We start from the raw sequence: 18,723 nt of genomic DNA on the forward strand, positions 1-18,723 counted from the left end.
GGACGAACGATGATCGATTCAACAGAAACGGCAGCGCTTGCTAAATTAGTCATCATTACGGGGATGTCCGGTGCAGGCAAGACTATAGCGGTACAAAGCCTGGAGGATCTCGGATTTTTTTGCGTAGATAACTTGCCTCCTGTGCTAATCCCCAAATTCGCGGAGCTGATTGAGCAGTCCAAAGGGAAAATCGGAAAGGTCGCGCTCGTTATCGACTTGCGCGGGCGGGAGTTTTTCACGGCCTTATCGGAGTCTTTGAATTATATTAGAGAACATTATACAATTAATTGTGAAATTTTGTTCTTGGATGCGACGGATGAAGTCCTCGTCCAACGCTACAAGGAGAGCCGGCGCCGCCATCCATTGAAGCCGAACGGCATGCCCCTGGAAGGCATCAAGATGGAGCGCAAGCTGCTGGAGGATTTGAAGGGCTGGGCCAATCAGGTGATTGACACGAGCAGTCTCAAGCCGGCGCAGCTCAAAGAACGCATCGTCTCGAGGTTCACGCAGGCCGATCAGAACCGCATGTCGGTCAACGTCACCTCCTTCGGCTTCAAATATGGGGTTCCTATCGATGCGGATCTCATTTTTGACGTGCGGTTTCTGCCAAATCCTCATTATGTGGAGCAGTTGCGCCCGCATACCGGCCAAGATATCGAAGTGTATGATTATGTTATGAAATGGCCGGAGACGCAGGCATTTTTGAGCAAGCTGCTCGACTTGCTTCAATTTCTGCTTCCCCAATACCGCAAGGAAGGGAAGAGCCAGGTCGTCATCGGCATCGGCTGCACTGGCGGGAAGCACCGTTCCGTGGCCGTCGCGGAATATTTGGGCCGCACGCTCGGTTCCAGCGAGACGGAGGTCGTTCGCGTAAGCCATCGGGATTCCGAACGCGATCGGCATTGATGGGGGGATACTGAAGTGCGGATAGGAGAAGAGCGCGAGCTGCCGCGCATCGTCGTTATGGGCGGCGGTACCGGTCTGTCTGTCATGCTGCGCGGCCTCAAGGAGAAGCCGCTTGACATCACGGCTATCGTCACGGTCGCCGATGACGGCGGAAGTTCCGGTATTTTGCGCCAAGAGCTGCAAATGCCGCCGCCGGGGGACATTCGCAACGTCTTGACGGCGTTGGCGGATGTGGAGCCCTCGTTGTCGGAGATGCTGAAATACCGCTTCCCGAATGGAACCGGCCTGGCTGGGCACAGCCTTGGGAATCTGATCCTGGCCGCCATGACGGATATTACGGGCGACTTCGTCGCGGGCATCCGTGAACTGAGCCGGGTGCTGGCCGTGCGCGGGCGGGTGCTGCCGGCCGCCAATCAGGCGATTGTGCTGAATGCGGAGATGACCGACGGCACCATTGTGGAGGGCGAGTCTGCCATACCGCAGGCAGGCCAGCGCATCAAGCGGGTCTTCCTCGAGCCGGAGCAGGTGGAGGCGCTTCCTGAGGCCGTACAGGCGCTGCAGGAGGCGGATGCGATCCTGGTCGGTCCGGGAAGCCTATATACGAGTATTATCCCGACGCTGCTTGTTCCGAAGCTGGCACAGGCGGTCAAGGAGTCGGATGCCGTCAAAATCTTCGTCTGCAATGTCATGACACAGCCGGGAGAGACGGATAATTATAAGGTCAGTGACCATCTCGAAGCCATCCAGCAGCATGTGGGCGAGAATCTTTTCGATTATGTCATCGTGAACGACGGGGAGATACCGCCTCAAGTGCAGGACCGCTACGCCGAGCAGGGGGCGCGTGCAGTGCATTTGGATTTGGATGAAGTGACGAAGAGAGGTTACAAGGTGATCGCCGATTCCCTCGTATTGTTCCGCACCTATTTGCGGCATGATGCGGAAAAGCTGAGCCATCACATTTATCAGCTGGTGGAGAATTGGATGTTACGAAAGAGGTGAGCGGAGAATGTCCTTTGCAGCGCAGACGAAAAAAGAATTGACGTTAATGGAGTCCGATGCATGCTGTGAACGGGCAGAATTGGCGGCGTTAATGCGCATGAACGGCTCCGTGCAGCTCTCTTCGAACCGCAAGGTCATTCTGGATATTTCAACGGAGAACGCGGCGATTGCCCGCCGGATATACACGTTCATCAAGAAGTTCTATCAGGCGCATACGGAGCTGCTGGTGCGCAAAAAAATGCGTTTGAAGAAAAATAATGTGTATATCGTTCGCATTCCTTCCCAGGTGCAGGAGATTCTGCATGATCTGCATATCGTATCCGAAGGGTTCCAGTTCACGGATGGAATAGATAAGCGGATTATCGCGAACAATTGCTGTAAACGGGCTTATTTGCGGGGGGCATTTCTTGCCGGCGGATCGGTTAACAATCCGGAAGGATCCTCTTACCATCTCGAGATTTCATCGATGTACGAAGAGCATTGCAAGGCTATTGTCGAATTGGCCAATGAATTCCGGCTCAATGCCCGGTTCATCGAACGCAAAAAAGGGTTCGTGCTGTACATTAAAGAAGGCGAGAAAATCATTGAGTTCCTCAATATTATCGGGGCGCATCAGGCGCTGTTCAAGTTCGAAGACGTCCGCATCATGCGGGATATGCGGAACTCCGTGAACCGGATTGTCAACTGCGAGACGGCGAATCTGAACAAGACGATTGGCGCGGCCGTGCGCCAGATCGAGAATATCCGCCTGATTGAGAAGGAGATTGGACTGGAGCAGCTTCCTGACAAGCTTCGCGAAGTCGCGGAGGTTCGCCTGGCTCATCCCGATCTGAATCTGAAGGAGGTCGGTGAGATGCTCAAGGGGAAGGTGAGCAAGTCCGGAGTCAATCACCGGCTGCGCAAAATCGATGAGATGGCCGAAAGAATAAGAAACGGATGAATTTTATTCCTAGTGTACCATCGTTTAAAATGCTATAATGTGATAAACTGAAGGAAATGGCGTAAACGTGAATTGATTAGTAAACTATACAGGAAATGTAGGGGGTATGATCCGCATGGCTCAACAACCAGTTGTGGTACGTTTGAAGACAGGATTGCATGCACGACCGGCGGCCTTGTTCGTTCAAGAAGCGAATAAATATTCTTCGGATATCTTCGTGGAAAAGGAAGATAAAAAAGTAAATGCGAAGAGCATTATGGGGATCATGAGTCTTGCAATCGGCTCAGGCACGTCCATTACCATTACAGCGGATGGCGCGGACGCAGAACAGGCTGTAAGCGCTTTAGTATCCTTGGTCAGCAAGGAAGAGTTGGAAAACTAATTGGACCTGCGTGCCGCTTGTAGGCATAAGGCAGATGATACACGAGCGGCGTAAGAGATGGCCGCCCGACTCCATACCGATTGTCCGGCGAACCGGGCGCCTCTCGGCACGCGCCGCGTTGTTCCGGGGCCGGAACCAAGACAGGACCTGAGCATCATGCTCAGGTCCTGTGCCATATACAGCCCAGGCTTACCATTGGCTGAACACATCGGCGGTGCCCTTCACATTGCCCCGGATGCGGATGCGGTATCTCTCGCCATCCTTGATGCCCTTGAAGGCGACTTCGTCCGCGGTCCAGCCGACATACCCCGTCTTGGTATCTTCCCTGATCCAGCCGGACCATGGATAGTACCGTTCCAGCTCGACATCGAATTCGGTATTGTTCCCGGTATTTTTCTCAGTTGTCAGATAGACCAAAATATTTTTCCGGTGGCTGTCCTTCGGAATGTCGATATCGTTCGGAATCTGATAGTGGGTCGTCGTCTCGAAGGTGGCCGTCCAGTGGTAGATGGCCGTGCCGTTAAATGGAACCACGTTCTTTATGTAGATCTGGGAGCTCCCGCGTTCAGGTGCATTCTGCTGATTCCAGTCGTGTGGGCCGGAACCTTGCGCGAACAAGGTGGCGGGGGAAAGGAGACTGACTGCCATAGCGATTGCGGCGACACGTTTCGTCCATTTACGCGTAAACAACAGAAATTACCTCCTCTTTCAACAAATAGAATAATTACAACTAGAATGTAACACAAGTTACATCAAATGACAATGAAAATCATTTAGCCCGTCTAGTCGAAAGCGGTTGCCTACATGAAGGACAGTCAGGCTGTTCGGAAAATAATTCATGCGCGGGTGCAACCTATTTGGTCATCTCCTCGTTTAAAACGTAAGCAAGTTGATAAACTTACCAATATAAGCGATGGAGGGGTATGGGATGATGAATCTGAACGCACATGGACGGAAGTGGCGGCGGACGGCGGTGGCAGCCGTCGTCGTCGGCACATTGCTGTTCGGCGCATGGGGAGCCGCCGCTCCACAGTCGGCACAGGCGGCAGGGGAGGCTGCGATTATGGACAGAAACACGATTACGGTTGTGGGACAAGGCGACTTGGAGGTTGCGCCGGATATTGCTTATGTCGATATCGTCACGGAATCGAAGGCGGATACGGCTGCGCAAGCTCAAAAGCTGAATGCTGCGGCATTCGACAAGGCGAAGCAGGTGTTAACGAAATACGGAATTGCGGATACTCAAGTGAAAACGACCGATTTTTCCGTCAACCCGGTATATAAATACGCGGAGAACAGCGAACCGAAGGTCGTCGGTTATGAAGCCCGCCACGCCGTTCGCGTGACGTACCGCGACCTCGCGAAGCTGGGCAATCTGGTGGACGCGGTAGCCGGAGCCGACGCGACGCGGGTGCAGCAGATTCAATTCGATATCGAGAAGCGCGACGCCTTCGAGTCCCAGGTGCTTGAAAAGGCTGTGAAGCATGCGGCGAGCAAGGCCGGCGCGCTGGCCAAGGCGGCCAATCGCCAAGTCGGACCGGCGCTCGCGATTGTGGAATCCGGCGCGGATTGGCAGCCGGTGCGGGTCATGAACGAAAAGCTGTCGATGATGAACGCTTCCGCCGCCGACGCTGCCGGTTCCGCTCCTCAAGGCGGCCAGGTGAAGCTGCGCGCGCAAGTGCAGGTCCTGTTCGAAATGAAATAAGATCGGAAGAGACGGAAGGCCCCTTCCCGGCGCCGCGGCGATTCGCGGACGGGCGAGGGGCTTTTGCGCGAAGCTACAAAAATGTGGGTGGGAGTCCTTTAGCTGGATGAAATGAGTCAATCCATTGAAGATGGATGTATGCATTTGTCGAAATTACGTAAAAATAGTTGTATCACCAAGCAAAACGATGTATATTGGATATGCAAAAACGCCAACGTGAACGAACGGGAAGCCATACCAACGGATATGGCTTTTTTTGCTTAATGGATAAGAGGACAAGGTATGCGCATATGCATTCTTATCGCATATTATCCGATTTTCGCGGCGGCGTCGTCCCGACCGGAGCGGCTTGCCGTATCCCGTGGATAGGCTGACGATATAAGGGGTTGATGCTCTTGATACAACTGGTAAATGTGGAGAAGCACTTTGCCGGGCAACCCGTAGTACATCCTTTGTCGCTCACGATTGATGAGGGAGAATTTCTAACGCTGCTCGGCCCAAGTGGTTGTGGCAAGACCACGATTTTGCGTATGATTGCCGGCTTCGAGCTGCCTACGGCAGGAGAGATTCGGTTGGACGGCGTAAACGTGACGCAATTGCCTCCGAACAAACGGGATCTGAATCTCGTATTCCAGCATTACGCTCTGTTCCCCCATATGACGGTGGAGCAAAATATTCAATTTGGCCTGAAAATGAAAAAAATACCGCAAGCGGAACAGCGTGAGCGCATTGCCGAAGCGATTCGGCTGACACAGCTGACTCCGCTCGCTGCGCGATATCCGCATCAGTTGTCCGGTGGACAGCAGCAGCGTGTCGCCATTGCGCGGGCGATTGCCAACAAGCCGAAGGTGCTGCTCCTGGATGAGCCGCTCGGCGCGCTTGACTTGCAGCTCCGCAAGAACCTGCAGAGCGAATTGAAGCAGCTGCAGCGGAATTTGGGAATTACGTTTGTCTATGTCACTCACGATCAGGAAGAAGCGATGATGATGTCCGACCGGATCGTCATCATGAACAACGGCCGCGTCGAGCAGGTGGGAGCGCCTAAAGAAATTTACGAACGCCCGGAGACGTTGTTTGCCGCTACGTTCGTCGGCGAGAACAACGTGTTCTACGAAGACAATATGTTCGCCGTCCGTCCGGAGAAGATTCGCATCTCGGAGGAGACGGAAGGGGCGCGCAAGGCAGGAATTATACAGGACATTGTCTATTTGGGGAATATTCATAAATTGATTGTTCATATGGAAAATGAACAGACAACGGTGACGGCCGTGCTTGATTTTACGGACACCCGTTCCTGGCAAATCGGACAGCGTGTCGGCGTTCATTGGAACGCGAGAGACGAGGTGATTATCGGCCCATGAGACGCTCCTTCGGCATCATTGCGCCGGTCGTGTTGTGGCTGACGATATTTCTCGTCGTGCCGATGATCGCGGTCTTTGCCGTATCTTTCATGCAACGCGACGAGTTGGGCAATGTCGTATTTACGTTTACGCTCGAACATTACGCCCGCTTTTTTGACCCGCTCTATTTGGGCATTTACTGGGATACGCTATGGCTCTCGCTTGTGACGACAGCGATCTGCCTGCTGCTCGCTTATCCGCTGGCCTATTACATTTCCCAGGCGAGCCCGGGGCGGCAGAAGATGTGGCTCATTCTCATTACGATTCCGTTCTGGATCAACTTCTTGATTCGCGCCTATGCCTGGGTGCTGCTGCTGCGGACGCAGGGCATCGTGAACCAGGTGCTGCTGGATGTCGGATGGATTCAAGAGCCGCTCCAGATGCTGTATACCAAAGGAGCCGTGCTGCTCGGGATGGTGTATACGTTCATCCCGTTCATGGTGCTGCCCATTTATGTCGCTCTGGAGCAAATGGACAAGCGGCTGCTGGAGGCGGCCAGCGATCTCGGGGCAGGCCGCTGGAGCGCATTCTGGCATATTACGCTGCCGCAGACGAGGTCCGGGATTATGACCGGAAGCGTGCTCGTGTTCGTCACGACGACAGGCATGTTCGTGGTCACCGATATTTTGGGCGGCGCCAAGGCGCAGATGCTAAGCAATATTATTCAGAACCAGTTCCTCGGGGCGCGCAACTGGCCGTTCGGCTCTGCCTTGTCGGTGGTGTTCGTCATCAGCGCCCTGATTATTATCGGATTGTTCCAACGGGCGCTCCGATCCAAATATGAGGCATCGAAGGAGGCGAGGGCATGAAGACAGCATCCGCATCGAAGCAGCACCCGCTGTTGGCTTGCCACTCGTTCCTGCTGCTTCTGTTCATTTATATTCCGATCATATTGATTATGGTTTTTTCATTTAATGATTCGCGGCTGAATGCAAGCTGGAGCGGATTTACCTTCAAATGGTACGGGTCGTTGTTCCAGAACCGGCAGGTGATGGAGGCGCTGAGCAACAGCCTCATTATCGCGCTCGTATCGACGGTGTTATCCACGGTATTCGGCACGATGGCAGCGCTTGCGATGCGGCGCATGCTGAGCCGGGTGAAAAAAGGAATCGCCGGCCTGCTCTACTTGCCAATCATCGTGCCGGACATCATTATGGGCCTGTCGCTGCTCGTGCTGTTCAGCCAACTGAATATGCCACTCGGCAAGACGACGGTCATCATCGCGCATATTACGTTCAGCATCTCGTATGTATATGTCATCGTCTCCTCGCGGCTGGCAAATATGGGGGGACAACTGGAAGAGGCGGCTTCGGATCTGGGAGCCACGCCATGGCAGACATTCCGCTACATCACCCTGCCGTCGATATGGCCGGGCATTATCGCGGGAGCGCTGATTGCCTTTACGCTGTCGATCGACGATTTCCTGATCAGCTTTTTCGTGGCGGGGCCGAACTCGACCACGCTGCCGATCTATATTTACGGTTCGGTCAAGCGCGGCATATCGCCGGAAATTAACGCGCTGTGCACGCTGCTCATTTTACTCAGCGTCGGACTGATTGTGCTGGCGCAGTGGATGCTGAACCGGGGCAACGGCGAGAAGAAAAGCTCGATGCTGCCGTTTTAAAACGAATCGCTGCAATTGAAAATGAATCATTGGGATCCTGCGGATCAGAGAGGGGTAGAAAGAATTGAAAAAAATGAAATGGTTCGCTGCCGTATTGGCGGGAGTGCTGACAATCTCCGCGTTGGCCGGATGCTCTTCGAGCAAAGATACGTTGAATTTGTATACGTGGGCGGATAATTTCAATCCAGAGATGATTGAGAAGTTCGAACAGGAGAACAACGTCAAGGTAAATATGGCGGTGTTCGCGAACAATGAGGAGCTTCTGGCCAAGATCAAGGCCGGCGGAGCTAATTATGATCTGATACAGCCATCGGATTATATGGTGGCCAGCATGATTAAGCAGGATTTGCTTGAGACGATCAACAAGGACAACATCCCGAACTTCCAATACGTAGTAGACCGTTTCAAAAATCCGGCATATGACCCGAACAGCGAGCATTCCATTATTTATATGTGGGGCGTAACGGGCATTGCCTATAATAAGAAGCATATTGCCGAGCCGCCGACAAGCTGGGCCGATCTGTGGAAGGACGAGTACAAGGGCAAGGTTCTGCTGTTGGACGACAATCGCGAGATTATCGGGATGGCGCTCAAAAAGGCAGGAAAATCGAACAGCACGGATAACGAGGCCGACATCAATGCGGCGGCGGACGACTTGCGGAAGCTGGTGCCGAACGTGGTTGCGTTCGATACGGACAACATCAAGCAGAAGATGATCCAGGAAGAAGGCTGGATCGGGACGGTATGGTCCGGCGACGCGGCTTTCATCGCGGCGGAGAATCCGGATGTGGCCTATGTCGTTCCACAGGAAGGCAGCACGATCTTCGCGGATACCTACGCTATCCCGAAGGGAGCCAAGAACAAGGAGTTGGCCGAGAAATTCATCAACTTCATGCTTGATCCGGAGAACAGCGCGAAGAACTACGAGTTCGTCGGCTACAGCAACCCGGTTACGAAGGCGAAGGAATTCCATAGCGAGGAATATTTGAACAATCCGATGATCAACCTGACCGATGAAGAGCTTGAGCGTACGGAATGGCTGCTCGATGTCGGCAAGTCGATTCAATTGTATGACCGCCTGTGGACCGAGCTGAAGAGCGGCCGATAAGGCCAGAAGCTGGTATATCCAATCGACAAGCGGTGCAGGATTTGAAGTCTATTTATATGGCACTATCCGGAATTTCAGTCCGGATAGTGCTTTTTTATGCCTTCGGAATGGGGGGGTGGTCGTAAATTGTCGAAAAAGATATAAAAATGATATACCATATGATATAATATAAAAACGCTTACAGACGAAAAAAGTCTCATTCGCAATTTGTCAATTCGATAGTAGGGGGCCATGGGGAAATGCGATGGAATCATTTTAAATCCAAGCTGTTATTTAAATATATACTGTCGTATTTATCGATTTTTTTGGTGCCCTTGATTGTGATGACGTTTATTATTTATCAGAATGCCGTTAATAACCTGCGATCCGAGATCGAGCAATCGAGCATCAGCCAATTGGAGCAGGCGAAGCGGAATATCGACGGGCGGATGAAGGAGCTGGAAGAGATCGCGGCCCGGATCAGCTTCGACAGCAAGCTGACTCCTTATATGGTCCGCCACGCCTATTATGGCGGGGAAGCGATCGATACACTGGATAAATATAAGGCGAACAGCTCGATCGTGAATGAGATGTTTTTATATTTTCATGGCGACGATGTGATCTACTCCTGCCGTGGGATGATGTCGGTCGACACGATGTTCGACTATGTGTATAACTTCTCCAGTTGGAACAAGAATACGTTCGTTCGGGACCTGAATGCCGTGAAGGTGCCGACGATGCGGCCCACCGAGCAGGTGACCGTGAACCGCCATGGCCAGAACCGGATGCTGGCTTATCTGGTGCCGATTCCGACGAATCAGGGCTATAAGCAAGGCACCGTTACCTACTTGATTGAAGAGTCGATGCTGACGGGGATGATGGAGTCGGTTCTGAGCAATTTCCAGGGCAATGCCTATATCTTTGACCAGGACGGCCGGGTGCTGGCCGCAGCGAGCCATGGCGGCGAGATGGAAGAGGAAGCGGTGCGGCGGCTTGCCTCCGTAGAGGCGGGCATCCATACGGAACAGCTCGGCGAAGTGCAGCAATCCGTCGTCGCCGTCAAGTCGGATTCCAACGGCTGGACATATGTCACCGCGATGCCGTCGAAGCAGTTTTTCGGCCGCGTCGTTCATATCCAGACCTTTATTTTAATGATTTTCGCGGTGACGATTTTGTTCGGCTCGATGCTGGCCATCCTGCTTGCCAAGCGGCAGTATCACCCGATTCGCGATCTTCTCGAGTTCGCGAATCTGAAGCGCGGAACCGGCGAAGCGGCGGAGGATGGAGACAAAGGAAAGACAGAGCTGGAATGGATTCGGGAGACGCTGCTGTCCTATCGGAATCAGGTGGATCTGCAGGAGCCGTATGCCCGGAATCAGTATTTGCTGACGCTGTTGAAGCGCGGCGCCCCGAGCCGGGAGGATGCCGAGGAAATGCTGCAGCAACTAGGGATTGTCCTCTCCGGCAGGAGCATGTTTGTTATCATTATTGCATGGGAATATATGGTAGATCGGGTGTATTCCGCGCAGGAACGGGAAGTGTTCGTGCAGCAATTTACGGAGTTCGGGCTGGCGAGAGGGAAAGCGATGGCCTATGGCGTCGAGCTGTCCCACACCGAGCAGTTGGCGCTCATTGTCAGCATGGAGGCGGAGTCGGAGACGGATGACGAAGCGCGCATGGAAGCGATCGTGGAGGATGTGCACCGGCTTGTCGAGGAGCATATGACCGCCATTCCGACGATGGGCATCGGCAGCTTGTACGCGAGTCCCGAGCAGCTCAATCAATCTTATATTGAAGCCGCTTCGGCGCTGGAATACCGGATTGTGAACGGCAAGGGCAGCGTCACGTTCTTCTCCAATCTGACCTATGAGCAGGATCAGAATTTCTGGATCGCCAAAGATTCCCTCATCAAGCTGACGCAGAGCTTGAAGCAGGGCAATGCGACCGTGGCGGTGGACACGATCGGAGCGGTGTTCCGGAAGCTGCAGCAGCAGGAGCCGGCGATCCCGCTGCTGCGCTGCATGTGCTTCGATGTGCTGAATACGGTGCTGAAAACCGCCTCTGAGCTGGGCTTGACGGAGACGGCGCAGCAGGTGCCCGATCTGGCGAAGTTCGAGACGCTGGAGCAGCTGGAGGCGAAGCTGTGCGAGCTGGTTGTCTATATTTGCAGCCAAGTGGAGCATCAGGAAGAGACGGAGCAGCGCTCGTTGACCGACGAGGTCGTCACCTATATCTCGGAGCACTATTGCGAATATGATCTGAGTCTAGAGAAGCTGGCGGAGATGTATCGGGTATCCGTCTCTTATTTGAGCCGGTCCATCAAGGACAAGACCGGGCACACGTTCTCGCAGCATGTGTGGCAGCTCCGCATGGATGAAGTGATCCGCCATCTGAAAAGCGGCAACGAACCGCTCAAGGATATTATTATCCGGGTCGGTTACATGGATGTGCCGAATTTTATCCGTAAATTCAAGAAAGAAACCGGACATACGCCGGGACAATACCGGAAGCTGTACGGAACCGGAGGTCATTCCTCCGAGATGGAGGAGTAGCGATGGAAGGCAGGCATTTTCTCCGCAGGGAGAGGGTGTCTGCCGTTTTTTATTGTTGAGCAAGGGGATGTGTCGATTTTGCGATGCAAGCGTTCACATCAAAAATGACCTATTTTCTCCTATCAGACGAATCCGAAATGACAGCGCTTTATAAGGGAAACGCTTCTTATTGACAGGCGAAGATGTAGAAGTTGACCGTGCGGAATCGACATATTTACGGGCAGAAGGCCCGATGGCTACAATTTGTGTAAGCGTTAGCAAGGCGCGAGACAGCCAAGCTGACCGCGCAACCTATAGACATCAAGACTATTGCCTATCATTTGAGAGGAGGGAGTGGAGACGATGCAAGGAAACGCAGAAAGCGCTCTTACGATGAACATGCCGGCCACGAAAAAGAAATCGGTATGGAAGCGCATGGCGCAAACATGGGAATTGTATCTTTTTATCGCCCCTGCATTTCTTTATTTTCTTATCTTCCACTACGGTCCCATGTACGGGATTCAAATCGCATTTAAAAACTTTATTCCGGCCAAGGGGATTACGGGAAGCCCTTGGGTAGGGTTTGATCATTTCGAGCGGTTTTTTAACTCCTACTATTTCTGGGATCTGCTGTGGAACACGCTCAGCATCAGCCTGTACGAGCTGGCCATCGGGTTTCCGCTTCCTATCATTCTTGCCTTGGCATTCAATGAAGTCAAAGACGGCTTCTTCAAACGAACCGTGCAAACGGTTACGTACGCGCCGCATTTTATCTCCGTTGTCGTCATGGCGGGTATAATCATTACCTTCTTGTCGCCATCGACCGGGATTATCGTTCATATTATCGAATTTCTCGGCTTCGAGCCTGCGGCCTTCCTGACGGACCCGAGATGGTTCAAGACCGTCTATGTCCTGTCGGGCGTATGGCAGAGCACCGGGTGGGGAACCATCATCTATCTGGCCGCGCTCTCCGGCGTCGATCCGCAGCTTCACGAGGCGGCGATCATGGATGGCGCAAGCCGCTGGCAGCGCATCTGGAATATCAATATTCCGACCATCGTGCCGACGATTACGATTTTGCTGATTCTGAACATGGGCAGCATTCTCGGGGTGGGCTTCGAGAAAATCTTGCTCCTCCAGAACCCGCTCAACATGGAAGCATCGGACGTCATCTCCACCTTCGTCTATCGTTCGGGTCTGGTCGATGCCCAGTACAGCTTCTCCACCGCTGTCGGCTTGTTCAACTCGGTGGTTAACGCTATCTTGCTCATTACAGTCAACCAAATCGCGCGCCGCACAAGCGAAACGAGCTTGTGGTAGGAAGGAGGGAGCAGCAGATGGCTTCTGCCGTGAAAGAAACGAGAGCGGATAAAGTGTTTGTCTTCTGTAACTATATTTATCTGATACTGGCGTTCGTTATCGTCGCCTATCCGATTATCTATATCATCAGCGCATCTATCAGCGATCCGAAGCTGGTCAACTCGGGGGAAATGTGGTTGCTTCCGAAAGGGATTACGTTCGAAGGGTATGCGCGGGTCTTCGATAACGCCAAAATCTGGTCCGGGTATAAAAACACGATTATTTATACGGTTGTCGGAACCTTGGTCAACCTTATCGTGACTTTGCCCGCGGCGTACGCCTTGAGCCGCAAAGACTTCGTCGGACGCAACTTCTTCATGGGCATGTTCATGGTGACGATGTTCTTCGGCGGCGGGCTTGTTCCAGGTTACTTGCTCGTCAAAAAGCTGGGTCTGATCAACAGCATGTGGGCCCTGATTCTGCCGGGCGCGGCATCGGTCTGGAATATTATCGTGGCGCGGACATTCTTCCAGTCCACGATACCGAACGAGCTTCAGGAAGCCGCACAGATTGACGGCTGCACCAATATGAGGCTGTTCATCCGCATCGTCCTCCCGCTGTCGGCGCCGATTATCGCGGTTATGGCGCTGTTCTACGGGGTAGGCCACTGGAACAGTTACTTTGGAGCCTTGATTTATCTGAACGATGAGGCGAAGTATCCGCTGCAGATGATTCTGCGTCAGATTCTCGTCCTGCAGGAAATGTCGGCCGAGACGACCGGCGCGGCTGTCAACAGCTCGGTCGCCGCTGCGCTGAACAACAAGGCGGAGGTCGCTTCTCTCATCAAGTATGCCGTCATTATCGTGTCGACCTTGCCGGTCATTGTCGTCTATCCGTTCCTGCAGCGCTATTTCGTGCAAGGCGTCATGATCGGTTCCGTAAAAGGCTGATGTTCGTCCCATCAGCCGACCGCTTCATCTTGATCGGATAATAACGAAGACTTCCAGTCTTTGCTTATTATATGTGCTTCACTCGGTAACGTATAATGAACACAAAAGGGAGGATCTACGCATGCAAAAGCTTAAAAAGACGTGGGCAATTCTTCTGTCCATGACGATGCTCTTCACCCTGCTGGCGGCTTGCGGCTCTTCGGAGAAGCCTGCGGCAGAAGGCAACAGCGGCAACAGCGAATCCGCAAGCGAGGTCAGCAAGGAAGGCTTCCCTATCGTCAACGAGCCGATTACGTTGACGATGATGGGGCAAGATGTCGGGATTCAGAACTGGCAGGACATGGCCTTCTTCAAGGAGATGGAGAAGAAGACGAACATCAAGTTCGAGTTCCGCAATGCGCCGGCTGATAGCTTCGATACAAAGAGAAACCTCGTGTTCGCGAGCGGAGACTATCCAGACGTGTTCTTCTCCGGACAGCTCCAAGCTTCCGATGAAGTCAATTATGGCGGTCAAGGCGTACTCATCCCGCTGGAAGGCTTGATTGAAGAGTACGCTCCGAACCTGAAGAAAATTCTTGACGAAAATCCGGATATCCGCAAATCGATTACAACGCCGGATGGACATATTTATTCCCTGCCGAACATCGACCTCGATGCCGGATGGTACCGCGGACCGTTGTGGTACAACGGCAAGTTTTTGAAAGCGCTTGGCATGGAAGTTCCTAAAACGGTCGATGAGCTGTACACCTATCTGAAGCGCGTCAAAGAGGAAGATCCGAACGGCAACGGCAAGCAAGACGAGATTCCGCTCGCTTCCGTGAAGCTGGACGATATCCGCATGTGGCTGCTTGGCACATGGGGCATTTACAACGAAGTTATCTATTCCGATACCCAGGACAAAGTTCACTATACGCCAATGGAGCCAGGCTACAAGGAGTACTTGACGTTCCTGAACAAGCTGTGGACCGAAGGCTTGCTCGACAAAGAAACGTTCTCGCAAACCGACGAGCAGAAAAAAGCGAAAGGGAAGAACAACCAGATCGGCCTCTTCTCTGACTATCATGCTTACTTCACGCTCGGCGGCGAGCCAAGCATGGATGATCCGATGTACCGTCCGGTCGACAGCGACGTGAAGGCCGTAGCCGCGAAGCATCCGGGTCTGGCGAAAGGCGCGTTTGCGATTACGAACAAGAACCAGCATCCGGAAGCAACGATGCGTTGGGTTGACTATCTGTACTCGACGGAAGGCGCCGAGCTGCTCAGCAACGGTCCGGAAGGCATTCTGTGGGAGTATGTGAATAAGGAAGACCATACGAAGAAATGGCTGGATGTGCCTGGCGGCGGCGACCGCGAAGAGTATCGCGCGACGCTGACTCCGGACTACGGCGTCGTCGTTCCGAAGATTACGAACGAAGACACGAAGCGCGGCTTCTCCGGCGAATTCGACGCATGGCTGAAGAAAGAAACCGAGGAAAAGATCCTTCCTATCGCAAAGGTTCCATTCCCGAGCGTATACTTGTCGCAAGACGAGCAAGCGGAAGTATCCAGCATCCGTTCCGACCTGGATACGTACGTGAAGCAAATGGAAGCGAAATTCGTAACCGGCCAGGAGCCGTTGACGAACTGGGATAAATATCTCGAGACTTGCAAAAAGATGGGCGGCGACCGCATCGTAGAAATCTATCAAGCGGCGTACGACCGTTGGAATACAGGGAAATAAACCGTAATGCCAAGAACCCCGGGGGTGAATGCCTCCGGGGTTCCGTTTATTTTCGTTTATTTTTGGAACCGTGCTCATTTTTATCTAATTTTAAGGTTCGGTTCAGTTTTCTTTAATGTAGCCATTGTATTCTGATTATGGACCGAATGACAGATGAGTTCTTGCAAAGGAGGGTTGCCCTGCATCGATTGAACCTTGGACAGCCGGATTCCATCCGTTGAACAAGGACATCCGTTTCATCTTTCTCATGGTTTACAGTTTACCCCTAGAACATAATATAGGCCGCATCGCTTGCGATGCGGCTCTTTTTTTATTCTAAGGAGGAAGAACGCCGGGATGCCAAATAAGGATGCTGGCCCGGTTGCGCCAGAACACTGGAGAGGCACTGGAATGCCAAGAACTCTATCGTTGGATATGATACAATGGGGTCAAAACCTCTGCTGGAAAAGGAAGGAATAATATGATCGCGATTGAGAGAGTCGAATACGAGGGCAAATCGGCCCTGCGGAATCTTCTCGAGCTGTACAAGTATGATTTCTCAGAGTATGACCCGGAGGATGTCAATGAGAACGGCTTGTACGAATATATGTATCTGGATCATTACTGGACGGAGGAAGGCAGGCATCCGTTCTTTCTTCGGGTGGACGGGAAATTGGCCGGCTTCGCCTTAATCAGAGAACTGGGCGCGGATGAGTCCGGCCGGACCGTGTATGAGATGGCCGAATTTTTCGTCATGAAGAAATATAGACAGCAAAAAGTAGGACAGTTTGCGGCTGCCGAATTGTTCGATCGGTTCCAAGGCCGCTGGAAGGTCGGCCAATTGGAGACGAACCAGCCCGCGCAAGCGTTCTGGACGAAGACGATTGGAAAGTATACAAACGGTACATACGAGGTCATCAGAGAGGATGGCTGGGAAGGTCCCATTATTGCCTTTTCCACCGCGGATCGATCATGATGATTGATGCTCCTTGCTTCTATGGGATGCCCGCGAAGTCGGCTTGTTGCCCGCTGCAGCGGGCTTTTTTCATTTCACCGCCGGGGGCTGGGCTGGTCCGCATGATGCTCTTGTGCGCTCCAATCGGGGATACGCGGGGGATTCCTGCAAACTTACAGTATGTTAACGCTGTCGGCGGCAAAATCGGGCAAATTCCTGCGCAAATGATTCCCCTCTTCGTTGGGTCGATTGGCGCACGATCAGCTCGGAAGGGAGCGTGACCGTTTTATTTTGATTAATGCGCTCCGGGTCGTCCATCAGCTCGATGAGCATTTCCAGCGCTTCCAGTCCCAGATGCTCCCCGCGGATGGTCGTGCAGCTGATCGACGGCGATATCTTGTTAAGAAAGGCCGCATCGTTGAAGCCGATGATGCCGACATCCTCCGGCACGCGCAGATTGCGATCCCGGCAATATTTCAATACGCCGAGCGCCAGCACGCTGTCCGCGGCGATAATCGCGTCGAAAGAGCTGCCGCCGGAGCTGTATTCGTCCAGAGCGGCGATCATATCCGCTTCATCCGAACCGCACAAGACGACGCCATCGTCTCCCGCCTCCAGGCCGCTGCTGTGCAAGGCCTGCTTGTACCCTCCGATCCGGTCGCGGACGACATCGACGTCCAGACTCTCGGTCAGGAACGCGATGCGCCGATACCCCTGGTCCAGCAAATGCTGGGCGGTGACATATCCGTCCCGAAAATTATCGCTATGAATGCAAAAAATATTGTGCTGCAGGCTTCGTCCGATCATGACAAACGGAATGGAGTGCTGCTGCAGGGTTTGAATAAGCGAGCTTTTGTCCGCCGACATGACGCCGGATAATATAAAGCCGTCCACTTTTTTGTTCCGGTACAGCGACAAGCATTTCTCGATTTGTTGATCGACCGAGCGAAAGGCGGAAATCTGCAGGTCATATCCGTATTTCTGGGTCGCGTTGGATAAACCAAGGAGCACATTGGAATAGTACGGATTGCCGAAAATTTCGCTAGGTTCGCGCGCAATCGTATAACAAATCGTGCGGGACACGGCATCCTTCGCGTGCGGCTTCGCCTTGGGGCTGGGCACGTACCCGAGCTCCCGGATCGCTTTCTGTACTTTTTCATTCACTTCGGAGGATGTGTTTCCTTTGCCCGTAAGAACCCGCGATACCGTCGCCGGCGATACACCCGCTGCACGTGCTATATCTCTTACCGTTGGCACGTCCCCGACTCCTCTTCTCCGGAATCATCATAGCTGCAATTCCTCTTCTGGATCATCATTTTATAATACGATGAAAGCGAGCGGCAATTCAACTTGGCGGCACAGAAAAAGCTGCCGTACGCGCAGGCGCGATACAAGCAGCTTGTGGATCTCATGATGTATGGCACGATGACGGAATTACTTGTGAAGCACTTTATCGACGAGGCCGTATTCCAGCGCCTCTTCCGCCGACATGAAGTAATCGCGGTCGGTGTCTCTCTCGATCCGTTCGAGCGGCTGGCCCGTGCGCTCCGCCAAAATATGATTCAGCTTGTCGCGCATCTTCAGAATGCGGCGGGCGCGAATCTCGATATCGGATGCTTGCCCTTCGGCGCCGCCCAGCGGCTGGTGAATCATAATCTCGCTGTTCGGCAGCGCGAACCGCTTGCCCTTCGCTCCGGCATTCAGCAGGAAGGCGCCCATCGACGCCGCCATGCCGACGCAGATCGTCGATACATCCGGCTTGATATGCTGCATCGTATCGTAAATGGCCATCCCTGCGGTAATGGATCCGCCGGGGCTGTTGATGTACAGATGAATATCCTTGTCCGGATCGTCGGCTTGCAGGAACAGCATTTGAGCGATGATCGAGTTGGCAACCATATCATTCACTTGGGAGCCGAGAAAAATAATGCGGTCCTTCAGCAATCTGGAATAAATGTCGTACGACCGTTCGCCTCGATTCGTCTGCTCGACAACTATAGGAACGTAACTCACGATAATCCCTCCTCAGCATCAATAACATTAAATATTAACCAATTCACGGCCCCTTAAACACGATATGCATTCGACGCGAATGACAAGAACCGTATCTTTACTATAGCGGATTGCGAGTTAAAAGTCAAAGATGGTCAAACTGTTTTTTTTCAGCTTTTGTTGAGGCAACGATTCGGGTGGAGGCGTGTATCATTTTTTGCAGAGCGGGCCGAACGATCAAAAAATGAGCATCA

At 53.0% G+C, this 18,723-nt stretch carries 17 protein-coding genes; 14 read left to right on the top strand and 3 right to left on the bottom strand.

Annotated elements, in window-relative coordinates; translation table 11 throughout:
* The first annotated feature begins 9 nt into the window (after nt 1-9).
* From rapZ to ABD76_RS20955, 4 genes are all read left to right on the top strand, one after another.
* Nucleotides 10-906 carry an RNase adapter RapZ gene (gene rapZ, locus ABD76_RS20940; RefSeq protein ID WP_197259060.1) on the top strand — a complete coding sequence of 299 codons (897 nt, stop codon included), beginning with the start codon at nt 10-12 and terminating at the stop codon, nt 904-906.
* Between the two features lie 57 nt (nt 907-963).
* Nucleotides 964-1,905: a gluconeogenesis factor YvcK family protein gene (locus ABD76_RS20945; protein ID WP_206765750.1), complete on the top strand. Its 942-nt coding sequence runs from the start codon at nt 964-966 to the stop codon at nt 1,903-1,905.
* 7 nt (nt 1,906-1,912) lie between these two features.
* Entirely contained in the window at nt 1,913-2,845 is a 933-nt protein-coding gene (gene whiA / locus ABD76_RS20950) for a DNA-binding protein WhiA (RefSeq protein WP_197259061.1), read from the top strand.
* Between the two features lie 115 nt (nt 2,846-2,960).
* Nucleotides 2,961-3,227, top strand: coding sequence for an HPr family phosphocarrier protein (locus tag ABD76_RS20955; RefSeq protein WP_006678144.1), 267 nt, complete (start codon nt 2,961-2,963; stop codon nt 3,225-3,227).
* 189 nt (nt 3,228-3,416) lie between these two features.
* On the opposite strand, the gene ABD76_RS20960 is transcribed toward ABD76_RS20955, so the two are convergent.
* Nucleotides 3,417-3,917 carry a hypothetical protein gene (locus tag ABD76_RS20960; RefSeq protein WP_197259062.1) on the bottom strand — a complete coding sequence of 167 codons (501 nt, stop codon included), beginning with the start codon at nt 3,915-3,917 and terminating at the stop codon, nt 3,417-3,419.
* Between the two features lie 238 nt (nt 3,918-4,155).
* On the opposite strand from ABD76_RS20960, the gene ABD76_RS20965 reads away from it, so the two are divergent.
* From ABD76_RS20965 to ABD76_RS21010, 10 genes are all read left to right on the top strand, one after another.
* The gene (locus ABD76_RS20965) at nt 4,156-4,932 is read left to right on the top strand and encodes an SIMPL domain-containing protein (RefSeq protein ID WP_197259063.1); all 777 of its coding nucleotides are present in this window, start codon (nt 4,156-4,158) and stop codon (nt 4,930-4,932) included.
* A gap of 389 nt (nt 4,933-5,321) precedes the next feature.
* Nucleotides 5,322-6,293: an ABC transporter ATP-binding protein gene (locus ABD76_RS20970; protein WP_197259064.1), complete on the top strand. Its 972-nt coding sequence runs from the start codon at nt 5,322-5,324 to the stop codon at nt 6,291-6,293.
* Complete coding sequence (locus ABD76_RS20975; protein ID WP_197259065.1) at nt 6,290-7,141, top strand: ABC transporter permease; 852 nt, start codon at nt 6,290-6,292, stop codon at nt 7,139-7,141. Before ABD76_RS20970 ends, ABD76_RS20975 begins: the two co-directional genes overlap by 4 nt.
* A complete protein-coding gene (locus ABD76_RS20980) occupies nt 7,138-7,956 on the top strand; it encodes an ABC transporter permease (RefSeq protein ID WP_197259066.1) in 819 nt (272 codons plus the stop codon). Before ABD76_RS20975 ends, ABD76_RS20980 begins: the two co-directional genes overlap by 4 nt.
* Nucleotides 7,957-8,020: 64 nt before the next feature.
* A complete protein-coding gene (locus tag ABD76_RS20985; protein WP_275100843.1) occupies nt 8,021-9,064 on the top strand; it encodes an ABC transporter substrate-binding protein in 1,044 nt (347 codons plus the stop codon).
* A 239-nt stretch (nt 9,065-9,303) separates the two neighbouring features.
* Entirely contained in the window at nt 9,304-11,595 is a 2,292-nt protein-coding gene (locus ABD76_RS20990; RefSeq protein WP_197259067.1) for a helix-turn-helix domain-containing protein, read from the top strand.
* Nucleotides 11,596-11,937: 342 nt separating this feature from the next.
* Nucleotides 11,938-12,894 (top strand): ABC transporter permease, encoded by a 957-nt coding sequence (locus ABD76_RS20995; protein WP_197259068.1) that lies wholly within the window; start codon nt 11,938-11,940, stop codon nt 12,892-12,894.
* A 17-nt stretch (nt 12,895-12,911) separates the two neighbouring features.
* Nucleotides 12,912-13,823: a carbohydrate ABC transporter permease gene (locus tag ABD76_RS21000; protein WP_197259069.1), complete on the top strand. Its 912-nt coding sequence runs from the start codon at nt 12,912-12,914 to the stop codon at nt 13,821-13,823.
* 121 nt (nt 13,824-13,944) lie between these two features.
* A complete protein-coding gene (locus tag ABD76_RS21005; RefSeq protein WP_197259070.1) occupies nt 13,945-15,543 on the top strand; it encodes an extracellular solute-binding protein in 1,599 nt (532 codons plus the stop codon).
* A 460-nt stretch (nt 15,544-16,003) separates the two neighbouring features.
* Nucleotides 16,004-16,498, top strand: a complete 495-nt coding sequence (locus ABD76_RS21010) for a GNAT family N-acetyltransferase (RefSeq protein WP_197259071.1) — start codon at nt 16,004-16,006, stop codon at nt 16,496-16,498.
* 162 nt (nt 16,499-16,660) lie between these two features.
* Here ABD76_RS21010 and ABD76_RS21015 read toward each other — a convergent pair whose 3' ends face one another.
* Nucleotides 16,661-17,734 (bottom strand): substrate-binding domain-containing protein, encoded by a 1,074-nt coding sequence (locus ABD76_RS21015; RefSeq protein WP_197259072.1) that lies wholly within the window; start codon nt 17,732-17,734, stop codon nt 16,661-16,663.
* A 177-nt stretch (nt 17,735-17,911) separates the two neighbouring features.
* On the bottom strand, nt 17,912-18,490 hold the full coding sequence (gene clpP / locus ABD76_RS21020; RefSeq protein ID WP_168182529.1) for an ATP-dependent Clp endopeptidase proteolytic subunit ClpP: 579 nt from the start codon (nt 18,488-18,490) through the stop codon (nt 17,912-17,914).
* Nucleotides 18,491-18,723 lie beyond the last annotated feature (233 nt).

Origin of the sequence: Paenibacillus dendritiformis (assembly GCF_015845845.1) — a bacterium.
In the GTDB taxonomy this organism is placed as follows: Bacteria; Bacillota; Bacilli; order Paenibacillales; family Paenibacillaceae; genus Paenibacillus_B; species Paenibacillus_B dendritiformis_C.

Coding starts and splice junctions, on each gene's coding strand:
- rapZ (WP_197259060.1), top strand. CDS start 10: ATGATCGATTCAACAGAAACGGCAGCGCTTGCTAAATTAGTCATCATT.
- ABD76_RS20945 (WP_206765750.1), top strand. CDS start 964: ATGGGCGGCGGTACCGGTCTGTCTGTCATGCTGCGCGGCCTCAAGGAG.
- whiA (WP_197259061.1), top strand. CDS start 1,913: ATGTCCTTTGCAGCGCAGACGAAAAAAGAATTGACGTTAATGGAGTCC.
- ABD76_RS20955 (WP_006678144.1), top strand. CDS start 2,961: ATGGCTCAACAACCAGTTGTGGTACGTTTGAAGACAGGATTGCATGCA.
- ABD76_RS20965 (WP_197259063.1), top strand. CDS start 4,156: ATGATGAATCTGAACGCACATGGACGGAAGTGGCGGCGGACGGCGGTG.
- ABD76_RS20970 (WP_197259064.1), top strand. CDS start 5,322: ATGCTCTTGATACAACTGGTAAATGTGGAGAAGCACTTTGCCGGGCAA.
- ABD76_RS20975 (WP_197259065.1), top strand. CDS start 6,290: ATGAGACGCTCCTTCGGCATCATTGCGCCGGTCGTGTTGTGGCTGACG.
- ABD76_RS20980 (WP_197259066.1), top strand. CDS start 7,138: ATGAAGACAGCATCCGCATCGAAGCAGCACCCGCTGTTGGCTTGCCAC.
- ABD76_RS20990 (WP_197259067.1), top strand. CDS start 9,304: ATGCGATGGAATCATTTTAAATCCAAGCTGTTATTTAAATATATACTG.
- ABD76_RS20995 (WP_197259068.1), top strand. CDS start 11,938: ATGCAAGGAAACGCAGAAAGCGCTCTTACGATGAACATGCCGGCCACG.
- ABD76_RS21000 (WP_197259069.1), top strand. CDS start 12,912: ATGGCTTCTGCCGTGAAAGAAACGAGAGCGGATAAAGTGTTTGTCTTC.
- ABD76_RS21005 (WP_197259070.1), top strand. CDS start 13,945: ATGCAAAAGCTTAAAAAGACGTGGGCAATTCTTCTGTCCATGACGATG.
- ABD76_RS21010 (WP_197259071.1), top strand. CDS start 16,004: ATGATCGCGATTGAGAGAGTCGAATACGAGGGCAAATCGGCCCTGCGG.